This is a genomic window from Glycomyces sp. NPDC021274 (assembly GCF_040641195.1).
GTDB lineage: Bacteria > Actinomycetota > Actinomycetes > Mycobacteriales > Micromonosporaceae > Glycomyces.
Map to the genome: position 1 here is coordinate 203,594 of NZ_JBFADC010000004.1, position 24,366 is coordinate 227,959.

At 70.6% G+C, this 24,366-nt stretch carries 24 protein-coding genes; 8 read left to right on the forward strand and 16 right to left on the reverse strand.

Going from position 1 to position 24,366, the window contains the following annotated elements; all coding sequences use genetic code 11:
* Positions 1–94: 94 nt before the first annotated feature.
* The 10 genes from AB0I03_RS11835 to proS all read right to left on the reverse strand — a co-directional run bounded on the left by AB0I03_RS11835 (position 95) and on the right by proS (position 7,274).
* On the reverse strand, positions 95–397 hold the full coding sequence (locus tag AB0I03_RS11835; protein WP_091040324.1) for a DUF2469 domain-containing protein: 303 nt from the start codon (positions 395–397) through the stop codon (positions 95–97).
* A 145-nt stretch (positions 398–542) separates the two neighbouring features.
* Entirely contained in the window at positions 543–1,196 is a 654-nt protein-coding gene (locus AB0I03_RS11840) for a ribonuclease HII (protein WP_360410502.1), read from the reverse strand.
* Positions 1,197–1,200: 4 nt separating this feature from the next.
* Positions 1,201–1,797 carry a signal peptidase I gene (gene lepB, locus AB0I03_RS11845; RefSeq protein WP_360411059.1) on the reverse strand — a complete coding sequence of 199 codons (597 nt, stop codon included), beginning with the start codon at positions 1,795–1,797 and terminating at the stop codon, positions 1,201–1,203.
* A 95-nt stretch (positions 1,798–1,892) separates the two neighbouring features.
* The gene (gene lepB / locus AB0I03_RS11850; RefSeq protein WP_360410505.1) at positions 1,893–3,083 is read right to left on the reverse strand and encodes a signal peptidase I; all 1,191 of its coding nucleotides are present in this window, start codon (positions 3,081–3,083) and stop codon (positions 1,893–1,895) included.
* A gap of 100 nt (positions 3,084–3,183) precedes the next feature.
* Positions 3,184–3,531 (reverse strand): 50S ribosomal protein L19, encoded by a 348-nt coding sequence (gene rplS / locus AB0I03_RS11855; RefSeq protein ID WP_030155016.1) that lies wholly within the window; start codon positions 3,529–3,531, stop codon positions 3,184–3,186.
* Between the two features lie 84 nt (positions 3,532–3,615).
* Positions 3,616–4,386: a tRNA (guanosine(37)-N1)-methyltransferase TrmD gene (gene trmD / locus AB0I03_RS11860; protein ID WP_360410508.1), complete on the reverse strand. Its 771-nt coding sequence runs from the start codon at positions 4,384–4,386 to the stop codon at positions 3,616–3,618.
* A complete protein-coding gene (gene rimM / locus AB0I03_RS11865) occupies positions 4,386–4,898 on the reverse strand; it encodes a ribosome maturation factor RimM (protein WP_360411062.1) in 513 nt (170 codons plus the stop codon). Before rimM ends, trmD begins: the two co-directional genes overlap by 1 nt.
* Positions 4,899–4,987: 89 nt before the next feature.
* Positions 4,988–5,221, reverse strand: a complete 234-nt coding sequence (locus AB0I03_RS11870) for an RNA-binding protein (protein ID WP_344473217.1) — start codon at positions 5,219–5,221, stop codon at positions 4,988–4,990.
* A complete protein-coding gene (gene rpsP / locus AB0I03_RS11875) occupies positions 5,221–5,706 on the reverse strand; it encodes a 30S ribosomal protein S16 (RefSeq protein WP_360410511.1) in 486 nt (161 codons plus the stop codon). Before rpsP ends, AB0I03_RS11870 begins: the two co-directional genes overlap by 1 nt.
* Before the next feature lie 161 nt (positions 5,707–5,867).
* Positions 5,868–7,274 (reverse strand): proline--tRNA ligase, encoded by a 1,407-nt coding sequence (proS, locus tag AB0I03_RS11880; protein ID WP_360410514.1) that lies wholly within the window; start codon positions 7,272–7,274, stop codon positions 5,868–5,870.
* Between the two features lie 167 nt (positions 7,275–7,441).
* On the opposite strand from proS, the gene AB0I03_RS11885 reads away from it, so the two are divergent.
* The 3 genes from AB0I03_RS11885 (at position 7,442) to AB0I03_RS11895 (ending at position 11,793) form a co-directional block, all read left to right on the forward strand.
* The gene (locus AB0I03_RS11885; protein WP_360410517.1) at positions 7,442–9,844 is read left to right on the forward strand and encodes an HAD-IC family P-type ATPase; all 2,403 of its coding nucleotides are present in this window, start codon (positions 7,442–7,444) and stop codon (positions 9,842–9,844) included.
* Between the two features lie 101 nt (positions 9,845–9,945).
* Complete coding sequence (locus AB0I03_RS11890) at positions 9,946–10,905, forward strand: ATP-binding cassette domain-containing protein (protein WP_360410520.1); 960 nt, start codon at positions 9,946–9,948, stop codon at positions 10,903–10,905.
* 30 nt (positions 10,906–10,935) lie between these two features.
* Positions 10,936–11,793, forward strand: a complete 858-nt coding sequence (locus AB0I03_RS11895) for an ABC transporter permease (RefSeq protein WP_360410523.1) — start codon at positions 10,936–10,938, stop codon at positions 11,791–11,793.
* Positions 11,794–11,858: 65 nt separating this feature from the next.
* Here AB0I03_RS11895 and AB0I03_RS11900 read toward each other — a convergent pair whose 3' ends face one another.
* Positions 11,859–14,861, reverse strand: a complete 3,003-nt coding sequence (locus AB0I03_RS11900; protein ID WP_360410526.1) for an AAA family ATPase — start codon at positions 14,859–14,861, stop codon at positions 11,859–11,861.
* Positions 14,862–15,209: 348 nt separating this feature from the next.
* Here AB0I03_RS11900 and AB0I03_RS11905 point away from each other — a divergent pair, with 348 nt between their 5' ends.
* Positions 15,210–15,686: a hypothetical protein gene (locus AB0I03_RS11905; protein WP_360410529.1), complete on the forward strand. Its 477-nt coding sequence runs from the start codon at positions 15,210–15,212 to the stop codon at positions 15,684–15,686.
* A gap of 103 nt (positions 15,687–15,789) precedes the next feature.
* Here the strand turns inward: AB0I03_RS11905 and dapC are convergent, their stop codons facing one another.
* Together dapC and fdxA are read right to left on the reverse strand one after the other, a co-directional pair.
* Positions 15,790–16,905 (reverse strand): succinyldiaminopimelate transaminase, encoded by a 1,116-nt coding sequence (gene dapC / locus AB0I03_RS11910; RefSeq protein WP_360410532.1) that lies wholly within the window; start codon positions 16,903–16,905, stop codon positions 15,790–15,792.
* 5 nt (positions 16,906–16,910) lie between these two features.
* Positions 16,911–17,231 (reverse strand): ferredoxin, encoded by a 321-nt coding sequence (gene fdxA, locus AB0I03_RS11915; protein WP_289955116.1) that lies wholly within the window; start codon positions 17,229–17,231, stop codon positions 16,911–16,913.
* 202 nt (positions 17,232–17,433) lie between these two features.
* Here fdxA and AB0I03_RS11920 point away from each other — a divergent pair, with 202 nt between their 5' ends.
* Positions 17,434–18,261 (forward strand): GNAT family N-acetyltransferase, encoded by an 828-nt coding sequence (locus tag AB0I03_RS11920; protein ID WP_360410535.1) that lies wholly within the window; start codon positions 17,434–17,436, stop codon positions 18,259–18,261.
* Here the strand turns inward: AB0I03_RS11920 and AB0I03_RS11925 are convergent.
* Together AB0I03_RS11925 and AB0I03_RS11930 are read right to left on the reverse strand one after the other, a co-directional pair.
* The gene (locus tag AB0I03_RS11925; RefSeq protein ID WP_360410538.1) at positions 18,258–18,731 is read right to left on the reverse strand and encodes a hypothetical protein; all 474 of its coding nucleotides are present in this window, start codon (positions 18,729–18,731) and stop codon (positions 18,258–18,260) included. The two genes, AB0I03_RS11920 and AB0I03_RS11925, sit on opposite strands and share 4 nt — an antisense overlap.
* The gene (locus AB0I03_RS11930; RefSeq protein ID WP_360410541.1) at positions 18,728–19,180 is read right to left on the reverse strand and encodes a hypothetical protein; all 453 of its coding nucleotides are present in this window, start codon (positions 19,178–19,180) and stop codon (positions 18,728–18,730) included. Before AB0I03_RS11930 ends, AB0I03_RS11925 begins: the two co-directional genes overlap by 4 nt.
* 138 nt (positions 19,181–19,318) lie before the next feature.
* Here AB0I03_RS11930 and AB0I03_RS11935 point away from each other — a divergent pair, with 138 nt between their 5' ends.
* On the forward strand, positions 19,319–21,043 hold the full coding sequence (locus AB0I03_RS11935) for a SulP family inorganic anion transporter (RefSeq protein ID WP_360410544.1): 1,725 nt from the start codon (positions 19,319–19,321) through the stop codon (positions 21,041–21,043).
* On the opposite strand, the gene AB0I03_RS11940 is transcribed toward AB0I03_RS11935, so the two are convergent.
* The gene (locus AB0I03_RS11940) at positions 20,990–22,531 is read right to left on the reverse strand and encodes a heparinase II/III family protein (RefSeq protein ID WP_360410547.1); all 1,542 of its coding nucleotides are present in this window, start codon (positions 22,529–22,531) and stop codon (positions 20,990–20,992) included. The genes AB0I03_RS11935 and AB0I03_RS11940 overlap by 54 nt on opposite strands.
* 183 nt (positions 22,532–22,714) lie before the next feature.
* Between AB0I03_RS11940 and AB0I03_RS11945 the strand changes: the two genes are divergently transcribed.
* Positions 22,715–23,359, forward strand: a complete 645-nt coding sequence (locus AB0I03_RS11945) for a MerR family transcriptional regulator (protein WP_360410550.1) — start codon at positions 22,715–22,717, stop codon at positions 23,357–23,359.
* A gap of 27 nt (positions 23,360–23,386) precedes the next feature.
* Positions 23,387–24,214, forward strand: a complete 828-nt coding sequence (locus AB0I03_RS11950) for a fused MFS/spermidine synthase (protein WP_360410553.1) — start codon at positions 23,387–23,389, stop codon at positions 24,212–24,214.
* Positions 24,215–24,366: the final 152 nt, after the last annotated feature.

Consider the following 24,366-nt stretch of genomic DNA (forward strand, 5'->3'; position numbering starts at 1 on the left):
GCAGGTCACCGCGCCCCCACGAGCCCCGCGAGCGTTTGCCGAGGCCGGGCGGCGAAAAGCCCCGCCGCAGAGGACGGGGCGCATGACCGAGCGGCTACGGGAGCGTCATGTCGGGCTTATCGAGTTCTTCCACGTTCACGTCCTTGAAGGTCAGGACTCGCACGTGCTTGACGAAGCGGGCCGGGCGGTACATGTCCCAGACCCACGCGTCGCTCATCTCGACCTCGAAGTAGGTCTCGGCGTCGGCCCCCCGCACGTGGACTTCGACAGCGTTGGCCAGGTAGAACCGCCGCTCGGTCTCGACGACGTAGGTGAACTGCCGCACGATGTCCCGGTACTCCCGGTACAGCTGCAGCTCCATGTCGGTCTCGTACTTCTCGAGGTCCTCGGCGCTCAACGCTCCTCCTTCTCAACGACGGTTCCCACGATAGTGCGCGGGTGCCCCGGTCCGCTCGCGGCTCTCGCAGCGAACGGCGGCGAAGCCGCAAATCGGTGCCGTCCCGGTGTCCTGGTTTCACCGCGGCCGGTGCCGTCAAACCCGTTCAAACCCGGGCGGCCGGGACGACGCGCGCGGCGACGTTCGCATAGGACTTGCGATGCAGCTCGCACGGACCGAAGCGCCGCAGCGCCTCCTCGTGCATCGCCGTGCTGTATCCCTTGTGGACCGCGAACCCGTATTCGGGGTGGTCGCGGTCGAGTTCGGTCATGATGCGGTCCCTCGTGACCTTGGCGACCACGCCGGCCGCCGCGACGCACGCGGCAGTGCGGTCGCCTTTGACCACACCCAGGCTGCCGGGCAGGCCCGGCACCGCGAAACCGTCGGTGAGCACGTACCCGGGCCGCTCGGGCAGGCGCGCCACCGCGACCCGCATGCCCTCGAGGTTGCAGACGGCGATGCCGCGCCGGTCGATCTCGTCGGGGCCGTACGCGACCACGCTGATCTCGGCCTGGGAACGACGCAGCAGCTCGAAGACCCGCTCGCGCGCGGCCTCGGTGAGCAGCTTCGAGTCGTTGAGCTCGTCGAACCGCGCGGTCGGCGGCAGCCGCACCGCCGCGACGACCAGGGGTCCCGCGCAGGCGCCGCGGCCCGCCTCGTCGGCTCCGGCGACCGGGCCGAGGCCGCGCCGGTGCAGCGCGGCCTCCAGCGCGTACAGGTCGCTGTCGCGCCTGATGCGGGAGGGAGCGGGACGGAGCATGGGCTCAGGACGGCGCGGGGACGTCGTCGAAGGTCTCGGGGATCTTGAACCAGGTGAAGTCGTCGACCGGCCAGAACAGCACGAAGGCCTTGCCGATGACCGCGTCCACCGGGATCGTGGACGACTCGATGTCGCCGTCCGTGCGCACGTACCGCTCGCGCGAGTCGCCCGAGGCCGAGCGGTGGTCGCCCATGACCCACAGGCGGCCCTCCGGCACGACCACGTCGAACGGGTCCTGCGAGGAGAGGTCCTGCTCGTCCGTCATCGGGTTCGTGTACAGATAGGACTCTTCTTCGAGCGGTTCGCCGTTGATCGTGATGTTGCCCTCGTCGTCGGCGACGATGTGGTCGCCGCCCACGGCGATCACCCGCTTGATGAACTCGTCCTCCTCCATCACGGAGCGCCACGACTCGGGGGCGGTGAAGACGATGATCTCACCGCGCTCGGGCTCGGAGAAGTCGTAGACGAGCTTGTTGACGAGCACCCGATCATTGATCAGGAGCGTGTTCTCCATAGAACCGGAAGGGATGTAGTAGGTCTGGACGACCCAGGTCCGCACCACGATCGCCACGAGAATGGCGACGCCGAGCAGGATCGGCAGTTCTTTCCAGAACGATCCCTTCTTCTTGGGCTGCTGTTCTTTGGAGGTCTCCTCGGCGCTCTCACCGTCAGCGCCGGGCGCTTGCCCTTCATCGATCACGGTCCGAGTCTACGCGCTCGCGCTCCGGCCCCATGGGCCAGCATCACCGTGCCGGGCAAGGAAGGCGGCTGCTGCCAGGCGGTATTCCAGGCGGCGGGCAGGCCGTCGGCAACGGTTCCCGCTGCAGATTGCTCCCCCGCGGTGTCCCCGGTCTCGTCGAGGGCGTCGAACGCGTCGGGGATCTCGAGTTCGCGGGCGCGGTCGGTGGGCCAGACGAGGGCGATGGCGCGGCCGATGATGTTCTCCACCGGCACGGTGCCCGAGCACCGCGAGTCCGAGGAGTCGCCGCGGTGGTCGCCCATGACCCACACTTCGCCTTCGGGCACGGTGAGCTCCTCGAAGCGCCGCGCGCCGCACACGCCGGGCTCGATCTCCAGCGGCGAGTTCTCGTAGACGTACGCCTCCTCGTGGAGCGAGACGCCGTTGACGACGACGTTGCCGTCCGCGTCGCAGCAGGAGACGGTGTCGCCGCCGACGGCGATCACCCGCTTGATGAAGTCCTTCTCGTCGGGCTTCGCGAGGCCGATGAGGTCGAGCACGCCCGTGGTGAAGGCCGAGAACGCGCCGTCGTCGCCCGTGGCCGGCCGGTACTCGGGGTCCCAGGAGTCGGTGCCGCGGAAGACCACGACCTCGCCGCGCTGCGGGGTGCGCAGCGTGTTCGTGAGCTTGAGGACGAGGACCTTGTCGCCCTCCTGGAGGGTCTGCTCCATCGACCCGGAGGGGATGTAGAAGGGCTGCACGGCGAAGGTGCGCAGCAGCACGGCCGCCGAGAACGCGATCACGAGCAGCAGCGGCAGCTCGACCCACAGCGACAGGTACTGGCGCTTGTGCGGCTGCGAGAGGCGGCTCTCGGTGCCCTTGCCGCCCTTCGGTTTCGGCTCATCGGGGACCTGGTCGTTCGCGGCGGAGGCGCGGCCGACCGCGCTCACCCGTTCGCGTTCGGCGGCCACGCGGTCGTGCGCGGCTGAAGGGGTCTCCGGGCGGCGGAACGTGCGGGTCGCGTCGAGGTCCTCGCGGAGGCGGTGCGTCGACTCGGTGCCGCCGGAGCCCGCGACGGGACCGGGCGGCGGCATGCCCGGAGGGCGCGCGGGAGCGGATGGCGGGGCGTCCGGGCCGCCGGGACCGGGGAGGCGGTCCCAACCGATGCGGCGGGGCCCCTTCCCCCCGCCGGGGGTACCAGGACTCATGTGCCGAGGGTATCCGAAAAGAGGGAACGGCAAAGAACCCCGGGCGATGCCCGGGGTTCTCCGAAAGCTCGTGCCGAAGACCGGCGAGGAGCGACGCGGCTTAGAGCTCGCGCTTCTCCTTGATCTTGGCGGCCTTGCCCTTGCGGTCGCGCAGGTAGTACAGCTTCGCGCGGCGGACCTTGCCTCGCATGGCGATCTCGATGGAGTCGACCATGGGGCCGTGCACCGGGAAGGTGCGCTCGACGCCGATGCCGTAGCTCAGCTTGCGGACCGTGAAGGTCTCGCCGATGCCCGCGCCGTGGCGGCGGATGACGACGCCCTGGAACACCTGGACACGGGACCGGGCGCCTTCCTGGACTCGGACGTTCACCTTGACGGTGTCGCCGGGACGGAAGTCCGGCACGTCGGCGCGCATGGAGGCAGCGTTCAGCTCATCCAGAATGTTCATTGGTCTCGTCCTCTGTTGGGTAATGCTCAGCAGTCCTGCCGAGAGAGGTACCGCTTGAACGTACGGCACGTCACGGGAACTTTTCTACCTTGCCACACCCTGCTCGGGCAGGCTGAACCCGGCCCCTTCGAGTAGGCGCCGGTCACGTTCATCGAGGCTACCCGGGTCCAGCCGCGCCAGCAAATCGGGGCGGGCCCGCGCGGTGCGAAGGAGTGCCTGCTCACGCCGCCAGCGGTCGACCTTGCCGTGGTCCCCCGAGAGGAGCACGGCGGGAATCTCGTACCCGCGCCATTCGGCGGGGCGGGTGTACGCGGGGGCCTCCAGGACCCCGGCGGTGTGCGACTCGTCGTCGAGCGACGCGGCGTTGCCGAGGACGCCGGGCACGAGCCGGGTCACGGCCTCGATGATCGCGAGCACCGCGACCTCGCCGCCGAAGAGCACGTAGTCGCCGATGGAGACCTCCGTGACCTCCATCCGGTCGGCCGCGTAGTCCACGACCCGCTGGTCGATGCCCTCGTAACGGCCGCAGGCGAACATGAGCCACGGCTCGGCCGCCAGCTCGTGCGCCATGGCCTGCGTGAAGGGCCGCCCCGCGGGGCTGGTCACCAGCAGGCGCGGCTTCGTCTCACCTGGGATGAGTTCGTCGAAGCACTCGCCCCACGGCTGCGGCTTCATGACCATCCCGGCGCCGCCGCCGGCGGGCGCGCCGTCCACCGAGTGGTGCACGTCGTGGGTCCAGCGGCGCAGGTCGTGGACGTTGAGGTCGAGCATCCCGCGCTCGCGGGCGCGCCCGATGAGCGAGAGGTCGAGCGGTGCGAGGTATTCGGGGAAGACGGTGACGACGTCGATCTTCATCAGAGGTCCAGCAGGCCCGGCGGCAGGTCCACGTTGACGACCCCGGCCTCGAGGTCGACCTCGACGACCATGTCGGCGACGAACGGGATGAGCGCCGGCGTCTGGCCCTTGCGCTTGACGACGAGGGTCTCGTAGGCCGCGCCGTGGTCGATGCGGCTCACGGTGCCGACCTCCCCGGCCTCCTTGTCGACCACGGTGAGGCCCAGGAGCAGGGTGTCGTGGACCTCGTCCTCTTCGGCGACCAGCTCCTCCTCGTCGACCTCGACGCTGAGCAGGACGCCGCGCAGCAGCTCGGAGGCGTTGCGGTCCGCATGCCCCTCGAAGGCGATCATGGGCCGGCCCTGGTGCCAGCGCACCGAGACGGCCTTGAGCGGCGCGCCCTTGAGCTGGCCGCCCTTGGTCTGGTACTCGACGCCGGGCTGGAACCGGGTCTCGGGATCGTCGGTGCGGACCTCGACGATGACCTCGCCGCGCAGCCCGTGCGGGCGCACGATCCGGCCGACCACCAACACTTCAGACAAGAGAAGACCCTTCGTGCAGTACCGCAGAGAAAATGCCGGAACGGCCCCGAGCGAACCCGGGGCCGTTCCGAAAAGAAGACTCAGTAGGAATCGACGACTTCGACACGAATGCCTTTGCCGCCGATCGAGCCGATGACCTGGCGCAGCGCGTTGACGGTGCGACCCCCGCGGCCGATCACGGTCCCGAGGTCCTCCGGGTTGACCCGGACCTCGAGCCGCTTGCCGCGGCGGGAATCGACCAGACGGACACGGACGTCGTCAGGATTGTCGACGATGCCTTTGACAAGGTGTTCAAGCGCCGGTCGCAGCACGATTACTCCCCTTTGGTCTCAGAGGCCTCGTCGGCAGCGGCCTCGACCTCTTCAGTCTTAGCCGATTCGTCGGCCTTGGCGGCGGACTTCTTCGACTTCGGCGCGGCCTTGGCGGCCTCTTCCGAGACGTACGCCTTCGAGGGGTCGATACCCGACTCCTTGAGGGCGGCCACGTAGAGGCTCTCCTTCTCCGGCTTGGGCTCGGCGACCTTCAGCGGGGCCGGCGCGGGCAGGCCCTTGAACTGCTGCCAGTCGCCGGTCTTGCGCAGGATGGCCTTGACGGTGTCGGAAGGCTGGGCTCCCACCGAGAGCCAGTGCTGGATGCGGTCGGACTTGACCTCGATCCGGGACGGGTTCTCCTTCGGGTGGTAGATCCCGACGTTCTCGATCACCTTGCCGTCGCGCTTGACGCGCGAGTCGGCGATGACGATACGGTACTGGGGACTACGGATCTTCCCCATTCGCGTGAGGCGAATCTTAACTGCCACGTTTTGTTACTCCTGTAGTAAGGATCACGTTAGCGCGCACGACGCCCAGGGGAATTACTCCGGATTTCGCTCGCGCTGAAACTTGGCCTTGCGTCACGGTAGTTGAGAGGGCTTCCGTCCCAAAGCTCATGTACAGCGACCGAGTCTAGCGCATCGGGTGGTCAGTACTGGCGGGCCAGGTAGGCGATGAGACCGGACTCATCCAGGGAGTCCGGAACCGAGCCGTCCTCGCGCTGGAGCACGCGCACGAACACCGCGGATTCGGCCGCCTTCGCCTCGCCCTCGACGCCGCACGCGTCCCACGGGATGCGGGCGTAACCGATCTGGGCGGCTTCGACCGCCTCCTCGACGGTCGAGGCGTCTGCGGTGTGCGACTCGCGGAAGGCGACGGCCTCGTCCCACAGCTGGTCCTGGGCGCCCTGGAGAGCGGCGGCGACGGCCTCGGCGAGCATCCCGAGCGGAACGGTCTGCTTCGTGCCCTCGACGCGGCTGGCGATGGTCGCCTCGCCGTTCTTGAGGTCGCGCGGGCCGATCTCGATGCGCACGGGGTAGCCCTTGAGCTCGGCGTCGACGGCGCGGCGGCCGAAGGCCACGTCGCCGCGGTGGTCGAGCTTGACACGCACGCCGTCGGCCTTGAGCTCGTCGAAGACCTTGCGGGCGGCGGCCTGGACCTCGTCGGTGTCCTTGACGACCATGACGAGGGCCTGGACGGGCGCGAGCCTCGGCGGCACGCGGAGGCCCGCGTCGTCGCCGTGGCCCATGATGAGGCCGCCGACCATGCGGGTCGAGACGCCCCACGAGGTGGTCCAGCCGAAGGCCTGCTTGCCGTCCTTGCCCTGGAACTGGATGTCGAAGGCCTTGGCGAAGTTCTGCCCCAGCTCGTGCGAGGTGCCCATCTGGAGGGCCTTGCCGTCGCGCATCAGGGACTCGACCGCGAAGGTGTTGACGGCCCCGGCGAAGCGCTGGGTCTCGGTCTTGATGCCGCGCAGCACCGGCAGCGCCAGCACGTTCTCGATGAAGTCGGCGTAGACCTCGTGGAGGATGCGCAGCGTGAACGCGTGGGCGTCCTCATAGGACTCGTGGACCGTGTGGCCCTCCTGCCAGAGGAACTCCGAGGAGCGCAGGAAGAGGCGGGTGCGCAGCTCGTAGCGCATCACGTTGCACCACTGGTTGAGCAGCAGAGGCAGGTCGCGGTACGAGTTGACCCACTTGGCCATGTACTCGCCCATGATCGTCTCGGAGGTGGGCCGGATGGCCAGCTTCTCCTCGAGCTCCTTGCCGCCGCCGTGCGTGACCATCCACAGCTCGGGCGCGAAGCCCTCGACGTGGTTGGCCTCGCGCTGGAAGTAGGACTCGGGGATCAGCAGCGGGAACGAGGCGTTCTCCGTGCCGGTCTCCTTGATGCGGTCGTCAAGCTCGGCGACCATGCGCTCCCACAGGGCGAAACCGGTCGGTCGGATCACCTGCGAGCCCTTCGCCGGGCCGTTCTCGGCCAGCTGGGCCTTGGTGATGACGTCCTGGTACCAGCGAGGGAAGTCCTCGCCCTGCGGTGTGAGTACATTGGCCATAATCAGGGATTCTAGTGGTCGCGCCCATTGGCGCCGCAATCGGATAAGGCCGCTTGGGGGCCGCGTCTCCATCGCCGAACGCCTCGGTCGAATGGAGGAGGCGCGAAACCGGCTCCTCCGTCCTTCGGCGGTGATACAGGACGGCATCTGTCGCATAAGCTGTCGACGTGACAACACCCATGCTGGCAGGTGACCGCGGCCTGACGGCCGCCGAGGTGGCCGAACGCGTCGAGGCCGGAGCCGTCAACGAGGCGAAGCGCCACACCAGTCGACCGCTCTCCGCGATTCTCCGCGCGAACTTCTTCACCCCGCTCAACGCCGTCATCGGCGTGCTCGCCGCGATCGCGATCAGCTTCACCGCGATGGAGGAGGGCCTGTTCGAAGGCCTGAAGCAAGGACTCTTCGCCGGCGTCATCATCGCCAACATCGCGATCGGCACGATCCAGGAACTGCGCGCCAAGCGCACCCTCGACAAGCTCTCGCTGATGAACCAGTCGAACGCGAAGGTCCTGCGCGACGGCGAGCTCCAGGAGATCGAGCCGAACCGGATCGTCCGCGACGACCTCGTCTACGTCGAGCCGGGCGACCGCATCGTCGTCGACGGCCCCGTCGTCGAGTCCCGCAACCTCGAGATCGACGAATCGCTCCTCACCGGCGAGGCCGACCCGGTCGCGAAGACCCCCGGCGACGAGGTCCGCTCCGGCTCCTTCGCCGTCGCCGGCACCGGCCTCTTCCGGGCCGAGCAGATCGGCGCGGACTCCTACGCCGCCAAGCTCATCGAGGAGGCCAGCCAGTTCAAACTGGCCCGCTCCGAGCTGCGCGAGGGCATCAACCGCTTCATCAAGCTCATCAACTGGCTCATCGTCCCGATCGCGCTCCTCCTCATCGTCAGCCAGCTCGCCGACGCCGGCAACTGGCGCCAGACGATCGTCAAGACCGTGGCCGGGATCGTGCCGATGATCCCCGAGGGCCTGGTGCTCCTCACCTCCGTCGCGTTCGCCGTCGGCGTCATCCGCCTCGGCGCGCGCCACGTGCTCGTCCAGGAGCTGCCCGCCATCGAAGGCCTCGCCCGCACCGACGTGCTGTGCCTCGACAAGACCGGCACCCTCACCGAGGGCGGCATGGACGTCGACGAGATCCGCCCCATCGACGGCGCCGACGGACCGTCCGTCACCGACGCGCTCGCGGCCCTGGCCGCCGCCGACGACAGCCCCAACCCGACCATGCAGGCCGTCGCCGCATACCTGGCCGAACGCGAGGTCGCCGACCCGAACTGGCGCGTCATCGACGTCATGCCGTTCTCCTCGGCCCGCAAATGGAGCGGCACCCGCTTCACCGACAACGGCACCTGGCTCCTCGGCGCACCCGACATCCTCCTCGACCACGGCGACCCCGTCGCCCTCGAAGCGGACATGCTCGCCGCCCAGGGCCTGCGCGTGCTCGCCCTCGTCACCGCCGAATCCGCCTCCACCACCGGCGGCGTCAGCGGCGTCAAGGCCCAGGCCCTCGTCGTCCTGCGCCAGCGCCTGCGCGAGACCGCCGCGGCCACCCTGGCCTACTTCAAGGAGCAGGGAGTCAAGGTCAAGATCATCTCCGGCGACTCCCCCGCCGCCGTCGGCGCGGTCGCCGCGCAGCTGGGCGTGGAGGGCGCGGCCGACACGGTCGACGCGCGCCGGCTCCCGGAGGACCCGGAGGAGCTCGCGGACCTGCTCGAGCGGGCCACGATCTTCGGCCGCGTGAAGCCGCATCAGAAGCAGGCGTTCGTGAAGGCCCTCCAGTCGCGCGGGCACACCGTCGCGATGACCGGCGACGGCGTGAACGACGTGCTGGCGCTCAAGGACGCCGACCTCGGCATCGCCATGGGCTCGGGTTCGGCGGCGGCGCGCTCGGTCGCGCAGGTGGTGCTCCTCGACGACGAGTTCGCGACGCTCCCGCACGTGGTCGACGAAGGCCGGCGGGTGCTCGGCAACATCGGGCGGGTCTCGAACCTGTTCCTGACGAAGACCGTCTACGCGATCGCGCTGGCGCTGTTCGTGGCGGTCGGCGCGATCTCGGCGTGGGCCTCGGGCAATGACGCGCTGCCGTACCCGTTCCTGCCGATCCACCAGTCGCTCATCAACCTGTTCACGATCGGGCTCCCGGCGTTCTTCCTGGCGCTCGCGCCCACGTTCGAGCGGGCGCGGCCGAACTTCGTGAAGCGGGTGCTCAAGTTCGCGATCCCGGCCGGTATCTGCTGCGCGGTGCCCACGTTCATCGTGTACCTGATGTCGCTGGCGCACGACGGCACCGATTCGCAGCTGCCGCAGACCACGGCGGCGATCACGCTGTTCTGCCTGGCGCTGGCCGCGCTCGCGATCGTCGCGCGGCCGTACGTGTGGTGGAAGGCCCTCCTGGTGGGGGGCTGCGCGGCGGCGTTCGTGACGGTGGTCGCGGTCCCGCCGCTGGCGTCGTTCTACGAGCTGGAGCTGCCGGGCGTGTGGAACACCACAGCGGCGGCGATCGCGGTCGGTTCGGGCGTCGCGGCGCTGCTGTTCTGGCTGGTGGTGCGGCCCAAGCACCTCAAGGACTAGCGAGCCTTCGGCCCCCGCTACATCGGATGTAGCGGGGGCCGTGGCGTGTGCGTAGCGCCTTCTGGATGAGAGCAACTGATCGAAGCATCCAGGAGGCGGACATGTCGCAGCGCGACCTCGCGATCCGAGCCGAAGGGCTCGTCAAGCACTTCAAAGACGTCAAGGCGGTCGACGGCGTGGACCTCGAGGTCCCGGCCGGCACGGTCTACGGCGTGCTGGGCCCGAACGGGGCCGGCAAGACCACCACGGTTCGGATGCTGGCCACCCTGCTGCGTCCGGACGCGGGGAGCGCCACGGTGTTCGGCCGCGACCTGATCACCGACGCCGCTTCCGTGCGGTCCCAGGTGAGCCTTACCGGGCAGTACGCGTCGCTGGACGAGGACCTGACCGGGATCGAGAACCTGGTGCTCCTGTCGCGGCTGTACGGCTACGGGAAGCCGGCGGCGCGCGACCGCGCCGCGGACCTGCTGGAGGCGTTCGGGTTGACCGCCGCCGCCGGCAAGCTGGTGAAGGCGTACTCCGGCGGTATGCGCCGGCGTCTGGACATCGCCGCGTCGATCATCGTGACGCCGAAGCTCTTGTTCCTGGACGAGCCGACGACGGGCCTGGACCCGCGCAGCCGCAACCAGGTGTGGGACGTGGTCCGCACGATCGTCGGCGAGGGCACCACGGTGCTGCTGACCACCCAGTACCTCGAAGAGGCCGACCAGCTGGCGAGCCGCATCGCGGTCATCGACACCGGCAGGGTCATCGCCGAGGGCACGCCGGGCCAGCTGAAGTCCTCCGTGGGCGCGGGCTCGATCCGGGTGCGGCTGCACCACGCCGACCAGCGCGAGCACGCGCAGAAGGTGCTCACCGGGGCACTCGCCGGGGAAGTCGTGTTCGACGACGACCCGGTGGCGCTCACCGCGCGCCTGGCCCCCGGCCAGGACACCGCCGAACAGGGCTCGCACGCCCTCGGCGAGCTGGCCCGCGCCGGCATCCTCGTGGACGACTTCTCGCTCGGGCAGCCGAGCCTCGACGAGGTCTTCCTGTCGCTGACCGACAAAGTCGACGCCTAACCCCTACGGACTTTCAGGAAGGAAATCGCAATGACTGTCACGCAACCCAACACGAAGTCCGATGTCGACGCTCCGGCTCCGGTCGAGAAGGAGCACCTGAGGCGCCTGCTCGCCACCGGCGAGCGGCCGGCGGCGCCGAGCGCGTTCGCCTCGGCGCGGGCGTTCGCCTGGCGTTCGATGCTGAAGATCAAGCACGTGCCGGAGCAGGCGTTCGACATCCTGCTCTTCCCGATCATGATGCTGCTGATGTTCACGTACCTGTTCGGCGGCGCGATCGCCGGCGGCACCGGTGACTACCTGCAGTTCCTGCTGCCGGGCATCATGGTGATGAGCATCGTGATGACCACGATGTACACGGGCATGAGCGTGAACATCGACATCAACAAGGGCGTCTCGGACCGGTTCCGGACGCTGCCGATCTGGCGGGCCGCGCCGATGGTCGGGTACCTGCTGGCGGACGTGTTCCGTTACGCCGCAGCGGGAGCGGTCATGTTCGGCACGGGCCTGGTCATGGGCTACCGGCCCGACGGCGGCGCGGTGGGCGTGCTGCTGGGCGTGGGGCTGCTGCTGCTGTTCTGCTTCGCGTTCTCGTGGCTGTGGACCTGGCTGGGCCTGATCACGCGGTCGGAGAAGACCGTCATGTCGATCTCGATGTCGATCATGTTCCCGCTGACGTTCCTGTCGAACATCATGGTGGACCCGTCGACGATGCCCGGCTGGCTGCAGCCGGTCGTCAAGAACACGCCGATCAGCCAGCTGGTCGACGGCGTGCGCGGCCTGTTCGACGGGAACGTGGACTCCGGTTCGATCGTGACGACGCTGATCTGGTCGGCCGGTTTCATCGTGGTCTTCGGGTTCCTGACGATCAGGGCCTACAACCGCAAGTAAGACTTCACTGCACAACACCCGGCGGGGCCGGGCGGATCCGAGGATCCGCCCGGCCCCTTCCGCGTTCACAGCTCCCAGTGGGGCGCTTCGCTTTCGGGCCGGTAGACGCAGGCGGAACCGGTGGCGACGGCGGTACTGAGATGGCAGGCCAGCGCGGGGTGGACGGCCTCGATCTTCTTGAGCGTGTTGCGGATGCGGTTGGTGACGCTCTTGCGGGCGCGCTCGGCGTTGTCGCCGAGGCGGCGCGAGCGCCCGCCGAGGCCGGTGGCGGCTTTGAGCTGCTCGATGAGGGCCTGGCGTTCGGCGTCGAGGCGGGCGGCGCGGGCGTCGTCGCCGAGTGCGGCGGCGGTGTCGATCTGCTCGTCGAGCGCTTCGAGGTGGTCGCGGTAGCGGGCGCGGGCCTCGGCGTCGAGGAGGTCGTCGCCGCCGAGGCGGGCGTCGGCCGTGACCGCTTCGCCCGCTTCGGGATCGAGCAACTCGACGGCGGCGACCTCAAGGCCCGGCTGCTGGAGGAGCCGGTGCAGGTCGGCGAGGCCTTTGGTGTGCGGGAGGTGGACGGTGCGGCCTTCGTAGCGGAGGGTCCAGGTCGAGCCTTCGCGGCGGAAGAGCGCGCCAGGGCCTGTCGCCGGGCGGCGCCCGGGTGCCGGTGCGGCGGTGTCGGTGAGGGCTGCGGCGGCGGTGCGGGCGGCTTCGGCCCAGGGCGCGGCTTGGAACCGTTCGGCCTGTTCGATCGCGGCGGCGAAGTGCTTCGCGGCGCGGGCGGGCTCGCCCGCGGCGGCGGCGAGGATGCCGAGCCAGTGGCTGATGGGGCCGTGGATGCTGGTGCCCCACAAGGCGACGAGCCATTCGCCTTCGTGGGGTTCGAGCCGTTCGCGCAGCGCCGCGATGGCCTGGGTGTCGCCTGCGGCGGCCGCGAGTTCGACCTCGAACCGCAGGCGCAGGGAGAGCCAGGCGTCGTGCGGGTCGGCGTCGGTGTCGAGGCGGGCCATGGCCCGGTGGGCCTCGTCGAGGTCGCCGCGGCGCAGGGCGCTCAGGCCGCTCAGCAGGTCGGTGTGCCACACCCCGAAGAAGGTCCGCCACGACTCCGGGACGGGCTCGGGCGTGCCGCCGCGCGCGAACTCCAGCTCCCAGCGGAGGTGGTTCATCATGTGCTCGTTCATGGGGTCGTCGCCGGCGATCGCGAAGGAGTGCTCGAGGCGTTCGGCGGCGGATTCCCAGTGGCCTTGCAGGGTGTCGATGACCGCGCGGTCGATGTGGGCGCCGCTGTGCCAGCGCTCGGAGTCGCTGTTCTCGGCGAGGGCGCAGAAGAGCTCGACCTGGGCGCGGAAGGCCGGGTCGCCCTGCTCGAGCATCGCGACCCAGCGCAGGGACGCGGCGAACAGGCGCATGTCGAGGTCGCCGCTGCGCCTGGTGACCTCGTCGATCTCCTCGACGATGACCTGGCGCTCGGCGGCGGTGCCGGGGCCCCAGTTGACCGAGTGCGCGGCCCACAGCCCGAAGGCGATCTCCTCGTCGTCGCCGCCTTTCCTGGCGGCCATGAGGAACTGGTAGTTGAGCTGCCGGGTCAGCAGGTCGTGGTCGAGGGCGGGGTCGATGCGCTCCCCGGCGAGCGCCTCGTAGGCCTCGGCTTTGAGGCGGCGCAACGCGTCGAGGCGTTCGGTCTGGGGCATCTCCATGGCGGCGCGGGCGAGCAGCATCGGTTCGCCGGAGTCGCGCGCGTCGAGGACGGCCTGGTCGTAGAGCCGCCAGGACTCCTCTTCCCGCTGGAGCCATTTGACGGTGCCGGCCAGTTCGAGGCGGAGCAGGACCCGGCGCCGCACCATGTCGGGGGTGCAGCGCGCGAGGGCGCGGCGGTAGTACTTCTCGGCGCCGGGGACGCTGAGGCAGCCGCGGGACTCGTCGGCGGCGCGCGCGAGGAACTCGACGGCGATCTGCGGGTCGAGGTCGTCTCCGGCGAGCCAGGCGTGGTGGGCGATCTCGGTGGGGAGCATGAGCTTCTGCAGCGACTCGTCGGCGACGAGGGCGCGCACGACGCACCCGTGGTGGTGGGCGGCCTCCTCGTTCGACATCGTGTTGTAGAGGGTCTCGCGCACGAGGTCGTGGACGAACACGTACCGGTCGGACTCGCGGCGCACGAGCCGGGTCTGGCAGGCGGCGTCGAGGGCCGACTCGATCCGGTGGAGTTCGAGGCCGGAGGCCTGGGCCATGACGCCCGCGTGGAATTCGCGGCCGCCGACCGAGGCGAGGGTGAGCATCCTGACGACGGGTTCGGGGAGCTGGTCGATGCGGCGCTGGAGCGCGTCGCGCATCCCGGCGGTGGTGGCGTCGACGCGCTGCCCGGAGGCCCACAACTGCGCGGTCTGCTCGACGAAGAACGGGTTGCCGCCGGTGCGTCGGGTGATCTCGGCGACCGTGGCGGCGTCGGGCGCGTCGCCCACGGTGGCGCGGCAGAGTTCGGCGACGCCGTGCTCGTCGAGCCCTTCGAGGCTGATCATGGTGGCTTTGGCGACGAGCGGCAGCATCCGGGCCCGCAGGCGGTGGCCCGGGTCGATCTCGGAGTCGCGGTAGGTGGCCACGAACAGGACGCGCTCGAACCAGGTGTGCTGGGAGGCGAACTTGAGCAGTTCGAGGCTGCCGGGGTCGGCGAAGTGGAGGTCGTCGAGGACGACGAGGACCGGTCCGCGCTGGGACACGCTGATCAGCAGCTGCGTGACGGCGTCGTAGAGCTCGAACTGGCCGGGCGCGGAGCCGTCGCCCTGCCCGAGGAGGGCTTCGACCGCGGGCGCGGGGTGGAGGTCCTGCCAGGCCTCGTCGCCGAGCTGGGCGCGGAGGGAGCGCAGGACCTGGACCCAGAGCCAGTGGTCGGGGACGGCCTCGGACTCCCAGGAGGTGGCGAAGGCGACGGTGAGTTCGCCGCGGAAGGCGGCGGCGACGTCGGTGACGAGGGTGGACTTGCCGATGCCCGCCTCGCCGGTGACGAGTGCGAGTCCGCCGTGGCTGTGCACGGTGCGTTCGACGGCCGAGCGGAGGGCCGCCGCCGGGTGGTCGCGGCCGATCAGGAAAGTCACCCGACCAGTGTGGCCGAAGGGTGCGACATGCGCCATGGGGTTCTGGTCCTAGGACCTCCGCCGGAGGGCCGGAGTGAGCGTCCGGGGTGGATTGTCGACTATCGGACGAACTACCTCATGTTTCACCTCATGTTTCGGCATTGCGCCAGGTCAGCCCCGAAAATCCGTTTACATGTGCAACAGGGGTTCGGTTTGTTTTCACCGAACCCAAGCGTTGATCACGAAGAGTACTTAAAGTGCTACCCAAAGTAGACATCTCGGTGTCGACGGGCGGTCGAGTCGCCCACCGGCGGTTCGCACCGACCGCGCCCGAACCGGGAAAGCCGACGATCAACGGGAGCAGTCCTCATGGCAGAGCCCATGTTCAAGGAAGAACACGACAAGCAGTCCAAGAAGACCTGGAAGGCCCTCGTCATCGGGGCGGCGGTCCCGGTCATGATGTTCGCGGGCACGCCGGCGGCGAGCGCTGCGGAGGCCGATCCGGCCCAGGTGCGGGCGCAGGCGGAGGCGCTGATCGCGGAAGGCGAGCAGGCGCCCGCACTGCCGGGCGTGCCCGACCCGACCGCACTGCTCGACCTCCAGGCGTGCCTCACCGAGCTGCAAGGGCTCATCGCCCAGCTGCCGCCGCCGCCCGCGGCGCCTCCGGCTCCGGTCGAGTCGGAGCAGCTGCCCGGCCTGCCGCTGCCGGACCCCGGGGCCCCGGCCGTGCCCGACATCGGCGCGCTGACCGAGGTCTGCAAGCAGGTCGTCGAGGTCGTCAAGGGCCTGCTGCCGCCGGTCCCGGACGCGCCCGTGGAGCAGCCGGCACTGCCGAAGTCCGAGTAGGGATCGCACCAGCAGAACAGCGAAGGACCCGCGGCCACCAGCCGCGGGTCCTTCGTCGTGTCCGCATTCCCGCCGCTGCGGCCGCTGCGCGGCGCGCGGGCGCTCACTTCAAGCGCTGCGCCGCATCGTTGATCGCCTCGTCGGTCGCGGTGAGCGACAGGCGCACGTGCCGGCTTCCCTTGGCGCCGTAGAACTCTCCCGCCGCCGCGAGGATCCCGCGGTCGGCGAGCCACCGCACGGTGTCCCAGCAGTCCTCGCCGCGCGTGGCCCACAGGTACAGGCCCGCGGTCGAGTGGTCGATGCGGAACCCGGCGGCCTCGACCGCGCCGCGGAGGACGCTGCGCCGGTGCTCGTAGCGGGCGCGCTGCTCGATCGCGTGCGACTCGTCGTGCAGGGCCGCGATGGTGGCCTGCTGGACGGCCCACGGGACCATGAAACCGGAGTGGCGGCGGATCTCCAGGAGGTCCGCGATGAGCGCGGGATCTCCGGCGAGGAACGCCGAGCGGTACCCGGCCAGGTTCGAGCGCTTCGAAAGCGAATGCGCCGCAAGCAGACCCGTGAGGTCGCCGTCGTTCACGCGCGGGTCGAGGATCGAGACCGGCGGGTTCTCGTCGTCCCAGCCGAGCGTCAGGTAGCACTCGTCGCTGGCGAGCACCACGCCGCTGTCGCGCGCCCAGCGGACCAGGTCGCGCAGGTGCTCGACGGAGGCGACCTCGCCTGTCGGGTTCGTCGGGTAGTTGATCCACGCCAGGCGCACGCGCGAGCCCGCCGCGTCGCGCGGGTCGGCCACCGGCACCGCGTCCGCTTTCGCGAGGATCGCGCCGATCTCATACGTGGGGTAGGCGATCTCGGGATAGGCCACGGCTTCGCCGGGGCCGATGCCGAGCTGCAGCGGCAGGTTCGCGACCAGTTCCTTGGAGCCCACGGTCGGCAGGACCGCGACGTCCTCGGCCACGCCGGTGTGCCGGTGGAGCCAGGACCGCATCGCCTCGCCGAGCGCCGCCGGGCCGGCCACCGTCGGGTAGCCGGGCCGGGCGGATGCGTCGATGAGCGCCTGCCGGATCGACTCGGGCACCTCGTCCACGGGGGCGCCGACCGTGAGGTCGACCATCCCGCCGGGGTGGGCGGCCGCGCGCTCCTGGTACGGGGCCATGCGGTCCCAAGGGAAGCGCGGCAGCCGCCTGGCCGGGGAGGCGCTGTGAAGACGGCGCAGCGCCATCGCGGCTACTCCTCTTTCGCGGGCAGCGCGACCACGAACGGGACGTCGCTGTCGATCTTGCCGACCTTGGAGGCGCCGCCGGGGCTGCCCAGCTCGTCGAAGAAGTCGACTTCGGCCTTCGTGTACGGGGCCCACTCCTCGGGGACGTCGTCCTCGTAGAAGATCGCCTCGACCGGGCACACCGGCTCGCATGCACCGCAGTCGACGCACTCGTCAGGGTGGATGTAGAGCTTACGGTTGCCTTCGTAGATGCAGTCGACAGGGCATTCTTCAATGCAGGCCTTGTCGAGGAGGTCCACGCACGGCTCGGCGATTACGTAAGTCACGAGTCGTCCTTCCTACAGCGCGCAATCGGGCGGACTGCGCTGAGATGAGCCTAAAGCCTATTTCCATGTATAGACCCGAAGGCAGGGGGTGCGCCAGATGCTGGGACCAGAGCATGTCGGTCGGCGAGTGGCGGTACGGATCAGGTTGGCCAACCCCGAACCGGGTCGCCGGTTCACGGATGTCACGGGTGAGCTTATCGAGATGGGCCCGGCGTTCTGGCGCGTGCTGCCCGACAGTGTGGCGCATTCCGGGGCGGCCGTCACGATCGACGCGTCCGCGGTCGTCGCGGCCCGGGCCATCCCGCCCAAGCCGACACCGTTCTCCGAGATCCTCGAACTGGAGCGGCTCCTCGCCGCCACCTGGCCCGCACTCGAGACCGCCGACCTCGGCGGCTGGCTGCTGCGGTACGCGCAGGGCTTCTCGCGGCGCGCGAACTCGGTGCTGGCGCTCACCGCGCCCCCGGGAGGCACGGACGCGGCGCTCGCAGAGGTCGGCGCCTGGTACGAGGCGCGCGGGGCACGGCCCCTCGTCGCGCTGCCCGGGGGCGTCGCGAAGCGGCTCGACGAGGAGCTGGCGGCGCGCGGCTGGGAGGCCGAAGGCGACACCGCGGTGATGGTGAAGCGGCTCGAAGGCGCGGCATACGACGGCGAGGCCGTGGTGGTCGACGCGCCGGGCGCGGCACTGCTGGAGCAGGTCGGGCGCGGGGCCCCGGCGGTCGCGGCGCGGATCTTCGGGTCGGGACCGGGCCGGGGCTACGCGGAGGTCTGGCGCGGCGGCGAGCTCGCCGCCCGGGGCCGGGGCGCGATCGCCGGGGACCTCGTGGCGATCACGAACATCGGCACATTGCCCGCGTTCCGCAGGCAGGGCCTCGGCACCGAGATCCTGCGCGCGCTGGAGGCGTGGGGGCACGGATGCGGAGCGCGGCGGGCCGCGCTCCAGGTCGAGGCCGACAACGAGGCCGCGATCGCGATGTACGAGCGGCTCGGCTACACCGAGCGCTACCGGTACCGGTACCGGGGTCCGCGCTAGGCGGCCTTCGGGTTCGCCTTGCGCTCCCAGGCGATCCGGGTGGCCTTGAGCTCGCGGCCGTACATGTCGACGCCGAGCGCCATCACGATGAGGTAGCCGACCCAGCCCGAGAGGGCCAGCAGCGCGAAGTAGATGAGGGTCTGCGAGAAGACCCCGTCGAGCGACGGGTAGTCGACGCGGGCGATCACCGGGTTCACCAGGACGGTGAACAGCGTGGCGGCCACGAAGATCGGCAGGAGCTCGCCCGTGATCTCCTGGCGGCGGCGGCGCACGCCCCACCAGATCCCGGCCGCGATGGCGACGGCGGCCATCGCACCGAACGTGAAGACGCCCACGAGGTCGCCGACCGCGGTGCCCTCGCTCCACTTCGTGGAGGCGAACCGGCCGGCCAGGTTGGCGACGATCAGGCCGAGGGCGAAGCCGTAGATCGAGGGCCAGTGCGGCATCAGGAGGCGGCTGAGGAGGGTCACGGTCGGGACTCCTTCGTAGCGGTGGGGGTGGCCTGCGCGGCGACCGGGGGGCCGTCGACGGTTCGGGCCTTGGCGTTCGGCCTGGGTCGAAAATACTGCCACAGCGAGAGGGCGATCCCGGCGGTCCCCGCCAGGAGCAGCATGTAGCCGTTGAAGCCGCTGGTGATCACCAGCGAGCCCGCCTCCGTGGGGGTGGAGGCGGCGAGCACCACTGCGAACCAGGCGAGAGCGGTGAGCAGGACGGACCAGCGGCCGCCGGTCCAGTACACGGCCAGCGCCGCGAGGCGCCAGTTCGCGAAGAACGCGATCGCGCCGGCGAGCGGGACCGCGATCCCGCCGAGGTAGTACGGCACGAGGAAGGATTCGAGGACGGCCGCGAGCACGGCCGCGGCGGTGACGATCACCGCGCCGCCGACGCGGATCGCCGCCTCAACACCCTTCGCACGCACGGTGGCGATCCTACGGCAGGAAGCGAAGGCGCGGAACGGCAGCGCGGGGCCTCGGATCAGGTGGCGGGCCGGGTCGGGCGACTCGCCCGGCCGCGCTCGTAAGTCCTTGCAGATCAACCGATCCGGGACAATCAGCGCATGACCACGATACGAGAGACAACTGCCACGAAACGCCGACGCTTCCGACAGCTGTTTCCCGAACGGTCCGACTACCTCCACCTCGGCCGCCACTGGCACACCGACCTCCTCGCGGGCCTCACCGTCGCGGTCGTCGCGCTGCCGCTGGCGCTCGGCTTCGGGATCGCCTCGGGCCTCGGCGCGTTCGCCGGGCTCATCACCTCGATCCTCGCGGGGATGATCGCCGCGCTGCTGGGCGGCTCGAACCTGCAGGTCACCGGCCCCACGGGCACCATGGCCGTGGTCCTGGTGCCGCTCGCGGCCACGCACAGCCATGCGGGCGTGATGCTCGTGGGCATCATGGCCGGGCTCATGCTCGTCGCCCTCGCGCTCACCGGCGCGGGCCGCTACGCGCGCTACGTGCCGGTGCCCGTGGTCGAGGGGTTCACCGCCGGCGTCGCGATCGTGATCGCGATCCAGCAGCTGCCGCCCGCGCTCGGGCTGCCCGCGCAGAACGCGCATATCCTCAGCGGCGCTTGGGAATCGGTGAGCGTCTTCGTGGCCGACCCGAACTGGGCCCCGCCCGCGGTCGCGCTCGGCGTGGCCGCCGCGATCCTGCTCGGCTCGCGCCTGCACTCGCAGATCCCGACGCCGCTGCTCGCGGTCGTCGTCGCCACGGTCGCCACCTGGTGGGCCGCGGCCGACGTGTCGGTCATCGGGGCGCTGCCGCGCACGATCCCCGCCCCGGAGGCGGACTTCCTCGAGTTCGCGGAGATGCCCGAGCTGGTGGCGGCGGCCGTCGCGATCTGCGCCCTGTGCGCGCTCGAGTCGCTCTTGTCGGCGACGGTGGCGGACAACATGACCGTGGACCAGCACCACAACCCGGACCGGGAGCTGTTCGGCCAGGGGGTGGCGAACCTGGTGACGCCGTTCTTCGGCGGGATGCCGTCGTCGGGCGCGCTGGCGCGCACGGCGGTGAACGTCCGGTCGGGGGCGGCCGGGCGGCTCGCGTCGCTGACGCACGCGGTCGTGCTGGCGCTCATGATGCTCGCGCTCGCGCCGCTGGTGGCGCACGTGCCGCTCGCGGCGCTCGCGGGCGTGCTCATCGCGACCTCGATCCGGATGATCGAGGTCGGTTCGATGCTGGCGCTGGCGCGGTCGACTCGCGCGGACGCGGCCGTCATGTGGCTGACGCTCGCGGCCACGGTGCTGTTCAACCTGGTGTGGGCCGTGGCGGTGGGCATCGCGCTCGCCGGGCTGCTGGCGCTGGGGCGGATCTCGCGGTCGGTGTCGGTCGAGGAGGAGCCGATCGAGCCCGCCGACCACCACGACGAGGAGGCGGCGCTGCTCCACGAGCACATCGTGGCGTACCGGTTGGAGGGACCGCTGTTCTTCGCGGCGGCGCACCGGTTCCTGCTGCAGCTCTTGGACGTCGCCGACGTGCGGGTGGTGGTGCTGCGCATGAGCCGGGTGTCCACGATGGACGCCTCGGGGGCGACGGTGCTCGCGGACGCGATCAAGCGCCTGGAGCACCGCGGCATAGCGGTCTACCTCTCCGGCCTCGAACCGGTGCACGCCAAACCGCTTGCGGCCCTGGGCGTCCTGGAGCCGCTCTGGCAGCAGGGGCGGCTGTTCGAGCACACCAGCGAGGCCATCGCCGCCGCCCGCCAGCGCCTCAAGGCGGACGGGCTCCTAGAGCAGCTCGAAGCGGAGGCTGCCGGTGAAGTCGAAACGGAGCGCCCATAGGCGGTCGGGCTGCCCTAGGTGGGTGCTGGTCTCGACGTCCTCGATGCGCACGGTGTCCGGGTCGACGCCGTGGAGGACGAGGGTGCCGCGCTCGCCGATCCAGGTGGCGCGGTCGCCCTCGGTCTCGGGTTTGATGCGGCTGACGAAGGACTCGACGAGTTCGGGTCCGGCGTCGAAGAGCTCGATGCCGTTCGCGGTCCAGGTGAACTTGCGCAGGAGCGCGCCGTCGCCGTACGCGTCGATGTAGGCGTCGACGCCGTCGTCGGTGTAGACGAGTTCGGCGCGGGAGTCCTCGCCGACCTGCTGCTCGGCGCCTTCGACGGTGGGCACGGAGTGCCAGGCGGCGGCGGGGTGGACCTGCTCGTAGCGTTCGTCGCCGAAGTACGCGGCGGTGTACTCGCCGGCGCCGGGGTCGCAGAGCAGCTGCTCGCCGTCCGCGGCGATGATGAACGAGCCGAGGTCGAGGTGGTTGTGCGGTTCCATGTTGTAGCCGCCCTTGACCGCGAGCGACCACATGCGGCGGCCGATCTGGCGGCGTTCGACGTACCAGCCGACGTCGGCGAGGAGCTTGCGGCCGGCCGCGATCTCGCCGCCGAGCTCGCGTCCCCATTCGAGGGTGCGGGTGAGGTGGGCCCAGCGGGCGCAGTAGTCGTCGGCGAAGGCGGGCGCGTGCTCGATCGCGGGGAGCGGGACGCCGAGCCGGTCGGCGAGCCGGGAGAGGAGCCCGGGCGGGAGCGAGGGGTTGTCCTGGGCGTCGCCGAAGGTCGCGAAGGACCGCGGGTAGAGCTGGACGTGCGCGGGGAAGGAGGCGATGGCCTCGGTCCCGGCGAGGAGGTCCTCGTCCGTGGCGTCGCGCCAGGCCTCGGCGAAGTAGGTGAAGTAGCCGAAGCCGTAGACCCAGTAGTCGATGCCTTCGACGCAGCCGCCGTCGGGCCCGAAGGAGAAGATGTAGGCCTGGAGGGCGGGCAGGACGCGGCCGCGGATGACGTCGGTGTCGTAGCCGAGTGCGAGGGCGGCCATCCCGGCGGCGCCGGCGCAGACGGCGGTCCAGTTGGAGAAGCGCTCCTCCCACCAGAACGGGTCCTCGGAGTCGAAGAACGGGTCGAGGACGCGGCGGCGGATCTCGGCTTCGACGCGCTCGGGGTCCTTCACGTCGTCGCGCAGGCGCAGGATCTCGGCGAGGGCCCCCGCGGTCTCGCAGGCGAAGAGGTCGACGCAGACGGCCGGGTCGCCGTCGTCCCAGTGGGCCGGCAGGGCCCAGGAGCGCTCGTCGCAGATGTCGGCGATGAGGGCGGAGAGGACGGCGCCGTCGCCGACCAGCGCAAGAGCGGCGAGGTGGCGGCGGCGGGCGAAGTACTGGTTCTCGAACGGCAGGCGGCGGCCCGTCTCGGCGTAGTCGTCGGCGAGGTCCGGGTCGAAGGCCGGCACGGGAAGCGCGGCGATCTCGCGCAGCTCTTCGAGGAGTGCGGAACGGAGAAGATCAGTCATGGCGCGGCCATTCCGGTTCGGGGAAGCGAGCGTAGCGAGCGGTCGGTCGTGTGCGGCGGGCGACGAGCGGGCGGTGCCGGTCCGTCATTGACCGTCGCCTTTCCAGGTCGGGTGATCCAAGGCGGGGGTTCATGCCCGGCTCAACGGTAACGCGGGCGCGCTTTCCGTCATAGACTCCCTCGTATGCGCATCGGGGAGCTGTCGGAGCGGACGGGCGTTCCGGCCGCCACCATCAAGTACTACCTGCGGGAGCACCTGCTCCAGGCCGGGGAGCACGGCGAGGGCAACACCGTCGAGTACGGTCCGGCCCACGTGCACCGGCTGACGCTCATCCGCGCCCTCTCCGAGACCGCCGGGCTCTCGGTTGCGCAGATCGGCGAGGTCTTGACTGTGCTTGGGCGCCACCCTGAGTCGGCGTTCCAGGCCCTCGGTGCGACCCTCGCGGCGACCCACCGGGACCCGAAGTTCTCGCTCGCGAGCGAGGGCACCCACGATGCGGCCGAGCGCACCGTGGACCAGCTGCTGCACGAGTACGGCTGGGCCGAGGTGGCCCCGCCGAACTACCGCGATGCGCTGGTCACCGCACTGAGCGCGTTCTACCGCTTGGGAAACCCCGATCCGCAGGAGGTGCTGGGGCACTACGCGGACGCGGCGGCGGCGCTGGCGTCGGCCGACATGGAGGCGATCGCGGAGGCGACCCGGATCGAGGGCGTGAACGTGGAGCAGGCGGTGGTGGCGACGGTGCTGGGCGAGACGATGTTCGCGGCGCTGCGGCGCATCGCGCACGTGGCGGCCTCGGCCAGGACCCAGGCCGGGCAGGGGCCCTAGGGTTCGTTCTCGGGCACAATTGGGTCCGTGAAACCGTCCGAGGCCGAACGGCCCGCTCTGCGCATCGACCGCGATCCCGGCCGCCCGAACCTGCTGCACCTGGTCGCCGACGGCGTCGTGCAGGCCACGGTCGACCTCGACGATCCGTCCTATCTGGACGCCGAGTACATGCAGCGGATCGCGTACCTCGTCGACGCGATGGCCGAGCCGAAGCAGCCGCTGCGGGTCCTGCACCTGGGTGCGGGCGGGCTCGCGATGGCGCGGTACGTGGCCGCCACCCGGCCCGGGTCGTACCAGCAGGCGGTCGAGACGAACGAGGAGCTGGTCGCGCTCGTACGGGCCGAGGCGCCGCTGCCGCGCGGCGTGAAGGTGAAGATCCGGCACACGGACGCGCGCGAAGCGGTCGAGGCCGCGCCCGACGCGAGCTACGAGCTCATCGTCACGGACGTGTACGCCGGGGCCCGGGTGCCCGCGCACGTCACGAGCACCGAGTTCCTGCAAGCGGCACGGCGGGTGCTGCGCGCGGGCGGGCACTACGCAGTGAACCTGTGCGACGGCGGCCAGATGCAGTTCCTCAAGCCGGCGCTCGCGGCGATGTACGCGGTGTGGCCGCACGTCGCGATCATGGCCGAGCCCGCAGTGCTGCGGGGCCGCCGGTTCGGGAACGTGGTCGCGGTGGCGGCCGGCGTGGAGCTGCCGATCGCGGCGCTGCGGCGCCGCTGCGCCGGCGCGGCCTTCCCGTGCCGGGTGCTCGAGGGCACCGAGCTGAAGGAGTACATCGCCGGCGCTCCCCCGGCCACTGACGCGACCGCGATCCAGTCCCCGCCGCCCCCGCGCTCGCTCCGCAGCTTCTGAGCCGCGAGCGAACCCGATCGCGAACCGATGTCGTACGCACCGGTCACCATGGTCTCGGGGGCGACTGAGCACGCGAGGTTTCTTCACTACTGCGCGCCGCCGCCACGCCCGTCGCCACCCGTACTATCGCCGCCTCGGCCGTTCGGGCAATA

Excerpts from the sequence above, each read along its gene's own strand:
- AB0I03_RS11905 (WP_360410529.1), top strand. The coding sequence starts at position 15,210 with ATGGCAGAGCCCATGTTCAAGGAAGAACACGACAAGCAGTCCAAGAAG.
- AB0I03_RS11920 (WP_360410535.1), top strand. The coding sequence starts at position 17,434 with ATGGGCCCGGCGTTCTGGCGCGTGCTGCCCGACAGTGTGGCGCATTCC.
- AB0I03_RS11840 (WP_360410502.1), bottom strand. The coding sequence starts at position 1,196 with ATGCTCCGTCCCGCTCCCTCCCGCATCAGGCGCGACAGCGACCTGTAC.
- AB0I03_RS11935 (WP_360410544.1), top strand. The coding sequence starts at position 19,319 with ATGACCACGATACGAGAGACAACTGCCACGAAACGCCGACGCTTCCGA.
- trmD (WP_360410508.1), bottom strand. The coding sequence starts at position 4,386 with ATGAAGATCGACGTCGTCACCGTCTTCCCCGAATACCTCGCACCGCTC.
- AB0I03_RS11945 (WP_360410550.1), top strand. The coding sequence starts at position 22,715 with ATGCGCATCGGGGAGCTGTCGGAGCGGACGGGCGTTCCGGCCGCCACC.
- AB0I03_RS11890 (WP_360410520.1), top strand. The coding sequence starts at position 9,946 with ATGTCGCAGCGCGACCTCGCGATCCGAGCCGAAGGGCTCGTCAAGCAC.
- AB0I03_RS11940 (WP_360410547.1), bottom strand. The coding sequence starts at position 22,531 with ATGACTGATCTTCTCCGTTCCGCACTCCTCGAAGAGCTGCGCGAGATC.
- dapC (WP_360410532.1), bottom strand. The coding sequence starts at position 16,905 with ATGGCGCTGCGCCGTCTTCACAGCGCCTCCCCGGCCAGGCGGCTGCCG.
- proS (WP_360410514.1), bottom strand. The coding sequence starts at position 7,274 with ATGGCCAATGTACTCACACCGCAGGGCGAGGACTTCCCTCGCTGGTAC.
- AB0I03_RS11895 (WP_360410523.1), top strand. The coding sequence starts at position 10,936 with ATGACTGTCACGCAACCCAACACGAAGTCCGATGTCGACGCTCCGGCT.
- lepB (WP_360410505.1), bottom strand. The coding sequence starts at position 3,083 with ATGAGTCCTGGTACCCCCGGCGGGGGGAAGGGGCCCCGCCGCATCGGT.
- rplS (WP_030155016.1), bottom strand. The coding sequence starts at position 3,531 with ATGAACATTCTGGATGAGCTGAACGCTGCCTCCATGCGCGCCGACGTG.